Genomic DNA, 13,328 nt, shown 5'->3' on the forward strand with positions numbered 1-13,328 from the left:
ACTAAATAAATAGTCTGATAGGTATCTTTGATCGGTTTTGCAAGTTGTTTCTTGATTATCCTCAACGACTCAGGCTACACCTGTAACCAGGAAATATAACCGCAAAATGGGGAGGATTCATGAAATTAAAAGGAAAAAGAATTTTTATCACCGGGATTGGTGGATTTATTGGAAAACGGTTTGCGGAAATCGCCCTTGAACAGGGTATGACCGTGACGGGTATTGATATCTCGGATTCAGCGCTAGTTGATATTCGGCGGATGGGGATTGACGCGACCCTGGGAGATATCACGGATTATCAGCAAATGAGACAACTCATCACGGATGTTGATATTGTCTTCCACACAGCGGCCATTGTGAAAGAAGGTGGAACAATGCAAAGCTTCCGGAAAATCAATGTTGAAGGCAGTTATAATGTGGCAAAAGCCGCAAAAATGAATGGTTGTCCCACATTTGTTCACTTGTCCAGTGTGATGGTCTATGGGTTCAATTTTCCTGCGCAAATTACAGAAGAGGGCCCTTTTCGGGGAGAAAACAATCCTTACTGTCAAACAAAAATTGAAAGTGAACGTGTTGTCATGGCGCTCAATGAACCGGGGTTCGGTGTTATTGTGATACGTCCCGGAGATGTTTATGGTCCGGGTTCAATACCGTGGGTGGTTCGCCCTATTGAGTTGATGAGGAAAAGATTGTTGCCACTGGTGAAAGGTGGGAACGGGATTATCAATCATGTGTTTGTTGACAATCTGATTGATGGAATTTTATTGGCGATCAAACAGCAGCGTTATGGCGAAGCCTTCAATATTTCAGATGGCGGTGAAACAACCTGGAGAGATTATTTTACCCAACTGGCAAAAGTCGCAAAGGTTCCAATCCCGGTTTCATTGCCGATGATGGTGCTTATTCCTGTCACGGAATTGATGGGGAAACTCTATGATTTGGGAATTATTGAAACAGAAATCAGGAGAGATGGCTTGAATTATGTCGCGCGTCCAAGCAGTTATTCGATTGATAAAGCACGGAAAGTCCTGGGCTATGAACCCAGGATTTCATTAGAAGACGGGATGGCCAGAATTGGTCAATGGCTGAAGCGATAACTTAAAAGTGCTCGGTTTTCCAACGCATCCAGATACAATTGTTGAGATCAGATTGAGCATCATCGTGTTTCCATTGGGCAACTGTGAGTGAGTCCAGCCAATCCAGCAATTTGCCCACATTCTCACCTTCAAAAATAGCTCCATGCTGAGGACAAATCATCTGCGGATTGATATGCCTGACGCGCCGGGTCCATGCTTTCAGGGCGGGAATGGAAGGCATCCAGCGTAAATGAAATCCTTCCATGTATTGAATGTGTTTATTGAAATCTTTGACATACAGATCTGATTCCGCGCTTGGAAGAAGAGCGCCACCGATATCTCCCGAAAAGAGAATATTGGCAATCGGATCATAGAAGGAAAAATTACCTGATGAATGGCAGTAGTGAGCGGGAACGGCATACACATTGGCTTTGGATGAGCCTATGGGAATCTCCATTCCGTGATCTGGAATCGGTGTCAGGTTGATGCGTGTGCCCATGCCGAAATGCGATATAAAATCCGTCCAGATTGCGGAACAATAGATTTTGATGTCACTGCACAAATCTAACCACATGGCTAATGACGAGGCAATGTCTGGATCCTGATGAGAAGCGACGATGGACTTGATAGAATCAATTTCAATGTGTCTGGAAAGCTCTGACAACACCTGTGGGAAAATCTCGATTCCACCCGGGTCCATCAGCATGGATTCACCATCATGCAAAATGATGTATTCGTTTGTGTCAATCACATTGGTCGTTCGATCTGCGTCCCGGCCAAGCATGATCCATCGATGAGTTCCTTTTTCAAAAATAACTTTGCTTTTCATATCAAACTTTTTCGATGAGCGAGTTTATGAAGTAATCGTTCTCCATGCTCCACATGTTCCTGAAGCACAAGTAACCTGTTATCCAGATTTTTAACCACCTGACCGATGTTTTCTATCAAACTGTTGAATTCCTGCAAATCACTTTGCAGATGTGCCGCGTTGACAGAGATGCATATCGCCATATATTGGGTTGTCTGTTGGATTTTTTTGATGCGGTCAATCTGTATGAGTGAGGCCGAAACGATATCCAGAGCATCAAACAGCAGTGCGGATGTTTCTTTCAGATTATCTTCGCTTTTATAAATGAGATATTGGAAATTATTATAATCAATCGGGGTAATCTCATCATGAGACAATGTTGAAATAAAATTTTTGACATAGGTTGGTTTATGCAGATTTTGAATCAACGACTGTACTTGATCATGTCTGTTTTGGGTGGCTTTAAATCGAATCAGTGATTGCGTGTATTGATAATAACGTCTTGCCGCGACCGAGCATAACGCGATCTTACGAGATAGCAGCACGCATTTGGATTCCAGTTCGGTGATTTCAGGCTGAATCTGTTGTGGCAGTTTGGATAATTCTCCTGCCAGCGAAATGAGGGGTTTTCCTTCATTTCCTCGAATCCGGGTTGCTTTGATGATGCCATTTTTGGCCAGCAACTCCATTTCAAAGGCCAGTTTATCAAAAGATCGGGAAATGTTAAGAATCTGAACACAGACGCCAAACACTTTATTGATGCCTGTTTTATAGCTGAATAATAGATCTTCCATAATCTTTATAAAGGGGAGAACAAGGAAGTAAACAAAAACGACAATAGTCATGAATGTTTAGCTATTAACAAACCCGGAACAGATAATCAACATAAAGGATCGTATTTTTATAAAGTCATGCCAGGAGTAGAATCTAGCATGACGGAGAGATCAGTCGGCAGAACTTGTTTTGTTTATTCCTGCAAGAGATGCCAGTTCAAGAGCAAAATACAGAACAAAATGATATTCTTCCCGTAGGCGGACATTGGCTGTGCCAAGAAACAGGCCGTCTTTAAGTTTCTTCAAATCATCCCGGATGGGTCGGATATACCAGGGGTTGTGCGGATGGTCATAATTAAGGGAGAAAACAGGTTTGTCTCCGACCAGCGCAGGAATGATAGTTGTGGTGAACTCAAATTTGTCACGTTTTACCGGACCCACTTTCAAACGGTTGACCCCTTTTCCTGCTTCATCATTTATTGGAAAAAAAGTCTTTCCCTGCCATGGGAGCCATGACCGATTGACCAACGTGCGCACGACATCGCTTTCCAGAACAGTGATCCCTGACAGGACTCTTCCATTGGTAATGCCGTTGATTTCCCCGATAGTTGGTGTCTCACCGGCTAAAAACCACTGATCCAATGTTGATTTATCCTGACTGATCAGATCATCCAGTTGCAGTTTTGAAAATTTATCAGACATTTTTTTATCCATGACAACTCCAGGTTAGGTTTAGAGGATTCATCGTCTTTTCCAGGAATATGGCCAAGACACCGCTGTGATAATCCAAGTTTGGATTGCTTTGTATGTATAATTGGATAATCCAATTTGCAAGAGTAAATATATTCAATGAAAGACATTTCAATTTTTGATTGGATCAATTAATATAAAACGACTGCATTTGATGATAATTTTGATTAGGGGTGATGTATGAATTGGAAGGATAAAATTCCTGAGTGTTTTGGCGAAGAAGATAAAAAATTTGGAAGTTCTTTGGAATGTCTGAAAAACGCTTCATCCATCTTGCCTGAATTGATGGAAAAACGTGTCAGTTCTGCAGAACTGGAAAAAGTAATCCGTGATTATTTATCAGGAGAATTGCGGAATCGGGTTAATTCTAATACGGTGAAGCGTCACATTGATGAGCAAATACAAATGGTTCGCCAATGTTTTGATGGTTGGCTCTCCTATTTTACCTGAGGAACATGCATCTCAATATCAATCCTGTTTTTGAGGCGTTAAGAAATCAAGGACGCCACGTTCTTGCGGCGGTTCTTGAACAAAAAAGCCTGATGCCGATTCAGGAATATTCCCATGAATTATATGAATATCCGGCCTCTGTGGAAGTTGAATCATTTTTAAAAGAAGCCTTCACAGACGAATTGCGGGAAATGGCTTGGACACACGCGCAGGTCGATGAAATTGTTGAATCATTCATTCGTTTGCGTGTCTTGCAAACAGCGACACATGTGACAGCGACAGAAGGTCCGACCTTCTGGGCGATTCATCATCTGTCGACACTGGGTTTTCCTGAAGGTGAATATTATGGAATTGGAGCTTTTTCCGGTGTTCCGTTTTCAGGCTCAGCATGGTCGGGGTGTCTGAATTACAGCAAGCGACACCAGTTAGAGGACATTATTCAAAAACCCTCGTCAATTTATAGAGAACTGGAAAAATCTCAAAAAAACAGGATGCAGGATACTGCTGATGCCAGAATCTCATTGATTCCCGGAAAAATGCGAGATGTCTCTGTGTTTCATGCCTTAATTCCTGAGCGGACATCACATATTCTGGCTTGCGCAAACCCCGTTCTCCAAAAATTGGCACCTGTTCCTGAAACTGGAACTTTATTTTCTAGGTGGTCCCTGGATTTTTGTCAGCAACAAATGAACCTTCTGATGCCTGACAAACCAATGGTTTTTTTTGATATCAATCAGGTGATACGACGTTATTTGCTGAAAATTCTGGTCCTTGAAAATCATCCTGTGACGCGGATATTTACGGATCAGGCATTACGCAAAAATCTCCTGAACGCGTTTGCTCAGGACATTCCAATGTTTTCAGCACCATCAGGCAATTGTTCCAAACAGATTTTCTGGAAACTGGGAGAATCGTGTCTCTATAGTCCGGAAGGCACTGAACCACTGGATTTGTCGATGATTTATGAAAATCTGGAAAAGGAAAACTGGTGTCCCGCAATATTTCCTACATTTATTGTGCTCGCATTTCTGAATGGCTGGAAGTGTCTGGGGAGTTTTGAACAGATTGAGTATCTGACTCGTTTTAAAAACCGGTTACAAACGCTGAACTGGCTGAATCAGGAGCAAATAAAAAATGTGGAAACTCAGGGATTGACAACTGGACGTTGTGTGGATGCACAGGGAATTCCGGTTTATCCTCTGGATGTGTTGTTGGGAACAAGCTGGGAGTTTAATAAGAAGCAGACTCTGTTTTCATTGATCGAGCCGTTAATGCCGAGGCTGTTGAAGGAATGAAAGAAAGGCCCGAAGGCCTTTCCCTTATGATTTAGCCAAGACGTTTGTCAAGGTCTTTCAACTGTTGATTCATACGCGCTGGAGATCGACTGCCAAATGAAGAAAAGTGTTTTTCAACATCGGCGAGTTCTGCTTTCCATGCGGCTGTATCCACTCTGAGCAATTCTTTCATGTTTGCTTCAGAAACCTTGAGTCCGGAAACATCGAGTTCACCATCTTTGGGCAAGATACCAATGGGTGTTTCCATGCCACTGACTTTCCCTTCGAGTCGCTCACACATCCATTTCAGCACACGACTGTTGTCGCCAAAACCCGGCCACAGGAATTTGCCTTCAGGACTTTTGCGGAACCAGTTCACATAGAAAATTTTTGGAGCCTTGTTCCCAAGTTTATCACCCATGTTCAACCAATGTTGCATGTAATCGCCCATGTTATAACCACAGAAGGGTTTCATCGCAAATGGATCCCGGCGCAGGTTTCCAACTGAACCGATGTTGGCGGCGGTTGTCTCTGAACCTGCGGTTGCTCCCATATAAACACCATGATCCCAGCTAAACGCTTCGGCCACCAATGGGACCATTGAAGCGCGTCTGCCACCAAACACAATCATGTCGATAGGCACGCCTTCAGGTTTTTCCCAATCAGCGCAAAGGACAGGGCATTGTGTTGCTGGCGCTGTGAATCTCGCATTCGGATGGGCACCTGGTTCTTTGCTTGCGGGAGTCCAGTCGCGACCTTTCCAGTCGATTCCGTGTGCAGGTGGTTCGCCGTCCATTCCTTCCCACCAGATATCGCCATCATCAGTCAATACACAGTTGGTGTAAATGACGTTTTCCTTGATGCTGTCCATGGCCATTGGATTGGAATCGTAAGACGTTCCGGGGGCCACACCAAAGAATCCGCTTTCAGGATTGATGGCATGTAAACGGCCATCTTTGCCGATTTTCATCCAGGCAATGTCATCACCGATACACTCAGCTTTCCATCCGGGGATTGTGGGTTGAAGCATGGCAAGATTGGTTTTTCCACAAGCTGAAGGGAACGCTGCCGCTACATGATATTGCTTTCCGTCAGGGTTGGTCAGTCGTAAAATGAGCATGTGTTCCGCCATCCAGCCTTCTCTGCGGGCAATGTTGGACGCGATTCTCAAGGCGAGACATTTTTTCCCGAGCAACGCGTTGCCACCATAACCGGAACCATAGGACCAGATCAGATTTTCTTCAGGGAAATGACTGATATATTTTTTCTCAATAGGCGCACAAGGCCATGGAACATCTTTTTGTCCGGGAGCAAGAGGTGCGCCAATGGAATGCAGACAAGGAATGAATTCGCCGTCTGTGCCCAGAACATCCATGACTCTTGAGCCAACACGGGTCATGATGTGCATGTTGCAAACAACATAAGGACTATCACTGATTTCCACACCGATTTTGGCCATAGGCGAACCGACAGGTCCCATTGAAAATGGAATCACATACATGGTTCGACCCTTCATACAGCCATCATAAAGAGCTTTCATGGTGGTTTTCAATTCATCAGGTGCCATCCAGATATTGGTTGGGCCTGCATCATCCTTGTTGACAGAACTGATGTAGGTTCGATCTTCTACACGGGCAACATCGCTTGGATCAGATCGAAACAAAAAACTGTTTGGCCGTTTTTTCAAAGGAGTAGCACTTCCTGCGTCAATCAATGTTTGCATCATGGTGTCATATTCTTTTTTGGAACCATCACACCAGTAAACCTTATCCGGTTTACACATCTTTGATACTTCGTCTACCCATTGCTGTAATTTTGCGTGTTTTGTACTCATGATTTTCCTCCTTTAGTGAATTAACAATGAGGATCCGGCATAATGTCAGTTCCGCCTCCTCGGCTATCAATGCGCGAATAATAGCAATTTTGCCATTTAATCTGCGCAAAGAAACAATCTATTCCAGATTTCCATATTGTTTCTATACCCGCTCAAGGGGCGATGTCAAAAAAAAATCAAAAAAAATTGAATAAATCCACTCGGCATTCCTGTTAAAACAATAAAAAAATTAAAAATCTGTTTGTCATCAGATATCTGCAATGATATTCACCATGATAGGTTAAGAGAAAGGAGGTCTTATGGAAAATACAGAAGATTTTATAGTCAGTGATAATCAGGAAATTGTCAATTATCTGAAAACCTCAAGGATGTTCACTCATCTTCCTGACGGTTTACTCAAGGAACTCATACCGTTGGCTCATATTCTTGAGTTTGAGGCGCACACCGTGCTTCTCAAAGAAGGACAGCATAACTCAAAAATATTTTTTTTGATTGAAGGGACTGTCGGGGTGTATGCCGGAGGAGAATCAATCCTGAAACTTGAGCGCAAAGGGGATATTTTTGGTGAAATGAGTGTGATTGGAAACACGCTTTGTTCAGCGTCTGTGATTTCTGAATCTCCTGTCAAGGTGTTGACGATTGATGCGGATGATATCCACAGGTATTCTGACACAACCACTGAATCCATGTACCACACGGTGTATCGTGTGTTTTCGCTGATTCTCACGGAAAAACTGGTTATTACAACGAAAAAAGCCCAGCAGTTCGAAACAACCAACCGTTATCTGAATCAGGCAAAAGATGAATTGCAGGAGAGCAATAAACGGTTGGAACTGGAAATTCAGGAACGAAAGCTGGTTGAGGAGGCACTGAACAAAACAAAGGGATCACTGGAAGTGATGGTGGATCAACGAACACAGGAACTTCGAGCCGCTATTCATGAAGCTGAAATCGCCAATCAAAGTAAATCGCAATTTCTGGCCAACATGAGTCATGAAATCAGGACACCGCTGAATGGTATCATGGGGCTCAGTGAATTAATTGCCGAAACGCCCTTGAATGAAGAACAGAAAAATTTTGTTGATACGATTCAAAAAGAAGCCAATTCTCTTTTAATGATCATCAATGATATTCTGGATTTTTCTAAAATTGAGGCAGGGAAACTGGAATTGGAAATTATTCCCTTCAATCTCAGGGAAACCTTGGATGATTTGTCTCATTCGCTGGCTCATGAAGCCCATAAAAAAAGGATTGAACTGATTACCTATATGCCTCCCGATTGTCCATCCATGATTCAGGGAGATCCCCTGCGAATCCGCCAGATTCTTATCAATCTGGTCAACAATGCGATCAAGTTTACTCATGAAGGCGAAGTTGTGCTTGAGGTTCTGCCTCTGTCACAAACTAACAATCAAATACAATTTCGGTTTAGTGTGAAGGATTCAGGCATTGGGATACCGCTCGGAAAACAGAAGAATATTTTTGATAGTTTTACTCAAGTCGATGGGTCTACTACCAGAAAGTATGGCGGCACAGGTCTTGGGGTTTCGATTTCTCAGCAATTGGCGCAATTGATGGGCAGTACTCTGGAACTTGAGAGCCGGGAAGGCGCAGGAAGTCATTTCTGGCTGGATCTGACGTTACTCAAAACAGAAGATCAATACAGAATTCAACGAATGACTCCGGAAAAATTCAATAAAATTAATATTCTGGTTGTTTCCGCTGTCCCGATGCAGTTATTTGTGACAGCGAGTTATTTGAAATATTCAGGTGCCTCTGTGTCTGACGTTGTCAATCTGGATGATGCGTGGAAGCAGGTTCAGGCGACGGATAAGCCGTGGCATCTGATTGTTCTGGACGCGCATTTGTTTTATGTGCGTGATTCCATTTCAGCGGCGTTCAATCAATATATTCAGAAACATAAAATTCCTGTTCTGGTTCTGGTTCCATTTGGTGACATCAGTCATCTGGGAAATCTCAATATACCCCAACTGTTTCATTTCCATAAACCTGTACAGTTGGGTGAATTGTATCACTCAATTCAGAAAATTATGGGTTGGAGCAAAGAGGCTTCTACAAATAAACAATTGTTCCCCAAAACAAATGCGGGCAGAGAAATAGATAGGGGACATTATCACATTTTATTGGTTGAAGACTATCCTACAAACCAGAAAGTGGCTGTGAGATTTATTGAAAGTTCAGGATATCATGTTGATCTGGCCATTGATGGTGAAAAAGCCGTCACAGCTTTCCAGAATAAAAATTATAATTTGATTCTTATGGATATCCAGATGCCGGGAATGGATGGTTATCAGGCTACAAAGAAAATTCGTCAGATGGAGCAGACAAGTGGTGCCGTCCGAACTCCAATAGTCGCGATGACCGCTCATGCCATTAAAGGCTATAGGGAACAATGCATAACTGCGGGAATGGATGATTATCTAACCAAACCGCTCAATAGAAACGCGTTAATCCAGATGATGGACAAATGGATTCTGAGCATCAGGGAGGAAGCAAACTCTTCTTCACACACAGAAGCACTCAACAACCTTCCGCCTTTGGACCTCCAGCAATCGCTGGAAGAATTTGGCGATGATAAAGTTTTTTTGTTAGAGGTCCTTCATGAATATTTTGAACATGTTCAGTCCCAGATGTTAAACATAAAGAACTGTCTGGATAGCAAAGATTATAAAACGATTGAAAGAGAAGCTCATTCTATCAAGGGCGGAGCACGAAATTTAAGGGCAATGCCCCTGGGTGATATTGCCTTTGAATTGGAACTGTCTGGCAAGTCTGGTAATCACACACAAATCGAGTTGATTCTGCCACAAATGGCACAGGCGTTAATAGAATTAAAAACTTACGTCAAACAGCATCTTGAATAATAAATAGCAATGATTGAAGGAGAATGAGATGAAAATTCTTGTTGTGGATGATGAAATTGTCAGCCGTAAGAAAATGCAGAAAATTATGGAAGAATTTGGGGAATGTATCGCGGTTGACAGTGGTAAAGCCGCGATTATGGTTTATGATGAATCTCTCAAAGAGGGTGCTCCATTCAATTTAATCACCCTGGATATTGTGATGCCGGGAATGGATGGAACTGAAGTTTTAACGATTGTTCGAAAATTAGAAAATTCAAAAAAAATTAATAAAATGCTACGTGCAAAAATTTTAATGGTTACATCGCATTCTGAAAAAGAAGTGGTTGTACAATGTATCAAAGAAGGTTGTGATGATTACATCGTAAAACCATTCAATCGTGATATGGTGATCAAAAAATTGAATCAAATGGGTTTTCAGTTAGACAGGAATCAGGGGATTATTTAAAAACCATAATAAACACCAAATAATGCGGCGTTACCACCCAGTTCCAAGGTGGTATTGTTTTCTGTTTTCATCGTCAATTTGGCCGCAATATAATCCCATGACGCCATAATTCCCCAAGCGCCCAATGGAATTCTGATTCCAGCTTTATAGTGAAATGTATGCGCGGCCGCATCGGTAAAATTTGCGGTTGTCGCCTCCGAATCACTGGTAGCATTTAAGGATTCCTGAATTTTTGCGGTATAGTTACCTGCTCCAAAGCCAACATAAGGAAACCAGAAACCTCCCCGATAATAGATTGAGAATGCGAAGAGCGTGGCCACTGTCCCAAGTTCTACGGAAGATTTATCCTGTAATTGGTAGGTGTGATTGTATCGGTGCAGATCTATTCCAAAGCCACTTCCCCAGTTGCCAGATGTTCGATAAAAATCAAAGGAAAGCACAACAGGAACCACATTGCGGGCCTGCTTCAGAGAGCCATGAGTTTCAGACAATTTTTCAAGATACGTGTCGCCTGTGGTGGACGTGTCCTGCGCTCCGGTCTGCAGGGATAAAAAATAAAATGTCTGATCCGCAGCTTTGACGGCGGTATTCCAGAAAATCAGCCCAACAAATATGAATCGAATGTAGCGGAAATTTACCATTTTATCCCCAATTCAGTATAGAAGACAATATCGGTTTCCTGTCCTCCCTGGTTGTAATCTTCGATCATTCCGGTTTCAAACATAAAACTGCCAAACCATGCTTTGTATCCCAGGACTAAAACATCCGTAGAGCTTGACAGGGAAAAACTGCTACCATCCTGAAATGATCCTCTGGGATTTGCTGAGACTGATCTGGGGAAAATACTGCTCTGGCTCATGGTTTGGATTAAGAAAGATGATTCCGGATCAATTCGGTATTCCATTGCCATGAATCGGTGGAAGAGATTTTGGGCAAATACTCCATTATCGCCAATGATGCTGACACCTTCGCCAAGATAGACAACCCACTCATTGAATCCTTTGGACAACAGTAAATAGGTTCCCCAATTGGGTGTCTCCGAACTGACAAGCTCCTGACCGTCCTGGGTTGCGGGTGTTCCAAATTTATAGGAAAATTTTAACGAAGCCGCAGGTATAACACCACCGCCTTCCCATAATCGCCATTTGAAACCTGTGACAACATCACCTTGTACATTAGAAAATGGTTGTGTGTTGTTAATGACAAACTGTCCATCTTTAACCACATAGTAATCGTATCGGTTTCGAGGAGATGCTGTGCGATAGCCACCAGAAGACGCACTGTTATCAATTCCGACCAATTCATGAAAGTTCTCAATAGTTTCATCAAAACTACCTCCGTCGAATGAAATATAAGGGACCTCCACGCTCCATTCAAGGTCTTCTGTAAGACCATATTTAAACCTGATCAGTTGCCGCTGGCTTTCCACATCAATATAGAGTCGGAATCCTTTTGTAACACGATCGGCTGTACTTCCTTCAATATCAGGATCATAGAAATCACTTTCAATCAATCCCTGTTGCACTTGAGTGGCGGTGATAGCAGGCTCACCTGTGATGTAACTGCGAAATCCCTGTGTGTTGATAAAGGTATTTCCGATCGTCAGGCTATAGGACATATAAATCTTATGCTCACCAATGGTGGCGGTATTTTCAGGATAAAGGGCGAGGACAGGTAGCGTCACAGGATATTGTGTGCGTACCTCTAAAGGTCCCAAACCGGAATTTTCTGTCTTGGCCATTGCAAAATATTCCGCATGGGTGCAGACAATTAACGCCATGCAAAGGAATAAAAAATGCTTGCCAAGCCTGTATTTAATGACCATTGGTAGACAACCACAAAATGTTCTCTTTCATTCGGGCAAAGTATTCACTTTCAGCAAATCAAGAAGTGTACCCTGGAACCAAAACCATGGTATTTCATATGTTTCTGTTCATTGATTAATAAAACGCTAGGCGAGTAAATCATTATGGCAAAATTGAATGACATGGTTAGAGAATTTCGTGAATCCATCAAGCAAAGTGTGGAAGGTTTGGCCTTGCTACTCCAAATCACACCTGACGAATACCGTGCACTGGAAAAGGACTGGATTCCTTCAGATGAGTTTTTACACCAGTTATGTGCATTATTTGAGTGGAATTATAATGATATCAAACGGATTGCACAAAATTCTGCAGGACGTCCCAATCAGAAAACAGCTCCAGTTTTATCAGGAACTGGAAATGCTGGAAAAAAGGATTTCCATCAAATGTTAGTGAATGCGAGAAACAAGGTTGGCCAACCACCCATTGCTATTGCCACCTTACTCAATATTTCTGAAGATTATTATCTGAGTTTTGAAAACAACGTCATTCCTCCTGAAGACCTGCTTAAAAGAATATGTTCTTTATTTAGCTGGAATTATATTCAGGTGAAAAGAATGTTGTATCAGCAGACATCTCCAAGAATGGTTTCGGTTCAACCGCCGTTGTCTCTAAAAACATTTCAATCAAAAATGCCTCAACAGGCAGTAATTTCAGGTCCAGCTCAGCAACCTGTATCGCCAGAAACTTTTGCGAACCGTCTTTATCAGGGGCGAATTGATTCAGGACAGCCAGCTCATGCTATTGCGCTCTTGCTGAATATTGACCTGGAGCATTACCAAAACATTGAACATGGAGCGTCTTTTCCTGACAAGGAATTACTTAGAAAAATAGCGGCTTTGTTTCGTTGGAATTTCAGAGAGTTGGAGTTGCTGCTGCATAATGAAAATATTCAGGCGTTTCAACCCAGTGTGGTGAAGCGATATTCCAATGAGTCTGATGGAAAACTTCAGCGACTTCATCAATTGCAGGCACAAATAGAAGATAACTGGACGACGTTGTCTTTAGAGCAACAAGAGATGATATTGATTCAACTGGAAACATTGAAAACCACCATTCTTCAATTAGCAACTCTTCAGAATGGATAGGGAATTAACAGGTACGGCAGGCAAAAAAAGAGGTGACTTCCCGGTGATAGTGAGGAGGAGGCAAATGGGAAGTCACCTCTTTA

General features: G+C 42.5%; 12 protein-coding genes. 6 read left to right on the forward strand and 6 right to left on the reverse strand.

The features are described 5' to 3' along the window. Nucleotides 1-119 precede the first annotated feature (119 nt). Nucleotides 120-1,097 (forward strand): NAD(P)-dependent oxidoreductase, encoded by a 978-nt coding sequence (locus tag HQM11_02815; GenBank protein ID MBF0349931.1) that lies wholly within the window; start codon nt 120-122, stop codon nt 1,095-1,097. A 1-nt stretch (nt 1,098) separates the two neighbouring features. Here the strand turns inward: HQM11_02815 and HQM11_02820 are convergent, their stop codons facing one another. From HQM11_02820 to HQM11_02830, 3 genes are all read right to left on the reverse strand, one after another. Continuing rightward, the gene (locus HQM11_02820; protein ID MBF0349932.1) at nt 1,099-1,905 is read right to left on the reverse strand and encodes an MBL fold metallo-hydrolase; all 807 of its coding nucleotides are present in this window, start codon (nt 1,903-1,905) and stop codon (nt 1,099-1,101) included. Next, nucleotides 1,902-2,678: a hypothetical protein gene (locus HQM11_02825; protein MBF0349933.1), complete on the reverse strand. Its 777-nt coding sequence runs from the start codon at nt 2,676-2,678 to the stop codon at nt 1,902-1,904. Before HQM11_02825 ends, HQM11_02820 begins: the two co-directional genes overlap by 4 nt. A 150-nt stretch (nt 2,679-2,828) precedes the next feature. Next, entirely contained in the window at nt 2,829-3,371 is a 543-nt protein-coding gene (locus HQM11_02830) for a hypothetical protein (protein MBF0349934.1), read from the reverse strand. 216 nt (nt 3,372-3,587) lie between these two features. Here HQM11_02830 and HQM11_02835 point away from each other — a divergent pair, with 216 nt between their 5' ends. Then, nucleotides 3,588-3,857: a hypothetical protein gene (locus HQM11_02835; GenBank protein MBF0349935.1), complete on the forward strand. Its 270-nt coding sequence runs from the start codon at nt 3,588-3,590 to the stop codon at nt 3,855-3,857. A 5-nt stretch (nt 3,858-3,862) separates the two neighbouring features. After that, the gene (locus HQM11_02840; GenBank protein ID MBF0349936.1) at nt 3,863-5,152 is read left to right on the forward strand and encodes a hypothetical protein; all 1,290 of its coding nucleotides are present in this window, start codon (nt 3,863-3,865) and stop codon (nt 5,150-5,152) included. A 31-nt stretch (nt 5,153-5,183) separates the two neighbouring features. Here HQM11_02840 and HQM11_02845 read toward each other — a convergent pair whose 3' ends face one another. Continuing rightward, the gene (locus tag HQM11_02845) at nt 5,184-6,965 is read right to left on the reverse strand and encodes a phosphoenolpyruvate carboxykinase (GTP) (protein MBF0349937.1); all 1,782 of its coding nucleotides are present in this window, start codon (nt 6,963-6,965) and stop codon (nt 5,184-5,186) included. A 299-nt stretch (nt 6,966-7,264) separates the two neighbouring features. Between HQM11_02845 and HQM11_02850 the strand changes: the two genes are divergently transcribed. Both HQM11_02850 and HQM11_02855 read left to right on the forward strand, forming a co-directional pair. Next, a complete protein-coding gene (locus tag HQM11_02850) occupies nt 7,265-9,850 on the forward strand; it encodes a response regulator (GenBank protein ID MBF0349938.1) in 2,586 nt (861 codons plus the stop codon). Between the two features lie 43 nt (nt 9,851-9,893). Beyond that, nucleotides 9,894-10,295 carry a response regulator gene (locus tag HQM11_02855; protein ID MBF0349939.1) on the forward strand — a complete coding sequence of 134 codons (402 nt, stop codon included), beginning with the start codon at nt 9,894-9,896 and terminating at the stop codon, nt 10,293-10,295. Here HQM11_02855 and HQM11_02860 read toward each other — a convergent pair. Continuing rightward, the gene (locus HQM11_02860) at nt 10,292-10,936 is read right to left on the reverse strand and encodes a hypothetical protein (protein MBF0349940.1); all 645 of its coding nucleotides are present in this window, start codon (nt 10,934-10,936) and stop codon (nt 10,292-10,294) included. The two genes, HQM11_02855 and HQM11_02860, sit on opposite strands and share 4 nt — an antisense overlap. Then, complete coding sequence (locus HQM11_02865) at nt 10,930-12,036, reverse strand: DUF3187 family protein (protein MBF0349941.1); 1,107 nt, start codon at nt 12,034-12,036, stop codon at nt 10,930-10,932. Before HQM11_02865 ends, HQM11_02860 begins: the two co-directional genes overlap by 7 nt. Before the next feature lie 228 nt (nt 12,037-12,264). Here HQM11_02865 and HQM11_02870 point away from each other — a divergent pair, with 228 nt between their 5' ends. Then, the gene (locus tag HQM11_02870; GenBank protein MBF0349942.1) at nt 12,265-13,245 is read left to right on the forward strand and encodes a hypothetical protein; all 981 of its coding nucleotides are present in this window, start codon (nt 12,265-12,267) and stop codon (nt 13,243-13,245) included. Nucleotides 13,246-13,328 lie beyond the last annotated feature (83 nt).

The organism is SAR324 cluster bacterium, assembly GCA_015232315.1.
Lineage (GTDB): Bacteria > SAR324 > SAR324 > SAR324 > NAC60-12 > JADFZZ01.

What these genes read in the sequence shown, in the direction of transcription:
- HQM11_02825 (MBF0349933.1), bottom strand. Translation starts at nt 2,678, where the DNA reads ATGGAAGATCTATTATTCAGCTATAAAACAGGCATCAATAAAGTGTTT.
- HQM11_02865 (MBF0349941.1), bottom strand. Translation starts at nt 12,036, where the DNA reads ATGGCCAAGACAGAAAATTCCGGTTTGGGACCTTTAGAGGTACGCACA.
- HQM11_02845 (MBF0349937.1), bottom strand. Translation starts at nt 6,965, where the DNA reads ATGAGTACAAAACACGCAAAATTACAGCAATGGGTAGACGAAGTATCA.
- HQM11_02820 (MBF0349932.1), bottom strand. Translation starts at nt 1,905, where the DNA reads ATGAAAAGCAAAGTTATTTTTGAAAAAGGAACTCATCGATGGATCATG.
- HQM11_02815 (MBF0349931.1), top strand. Translation starts at nt 120, where the DNA reads ATGAAATTAAAAGGAAAAAGAATTTTTATCACCGGGATTGGTGGATTT.
- HQM11_02870 (MBF0349942.1), top strand. Translation starts at nt 12,265, where the DNA reads ATGGCAAAATTGAATGACATGGTTAGAGAATTTCGTGAATCCATCAAG.
- HQM11_02860 (MBF0349940.1), bottom strand. Translation starts at nt 10,936, where the DNA reads ATGGTAAATTTCCGCTACATTCGATTCATATTTGTTGGGCTGATTTTC.
- HQM11_02830 (MBF0349934.1), bottom strand. Translation starts at nt 3,371, where the DNA reads ATGGATAAAAAAATGTCTGATAAATTTTCAAAACTGCAACTGGATGAT.
- HQM11_02840 (MBF0349936.1), top strand. Translation starts at nt 3,863, where the DNA reads ATGCATCTCAATATCAATCCTGTTTTTGAGGCGTTAAGAAATCAAGGA.
- HQM11_02835 (MBF0349935.1), top strand. Translation starts at nt 3,588, where the DNA reads ATGAATTGGAAGGATAAAATTCCTGAGTGTTTTGGCGAAGAAGATAAA.
- HQM11_02850 (MBF0349938.1), top strand. Translation starts at nt 7,265, where the DNA reads ATGGAAAATACAGAAGATTTTATAGTCAGTGATAATCAGGAAATTGTC.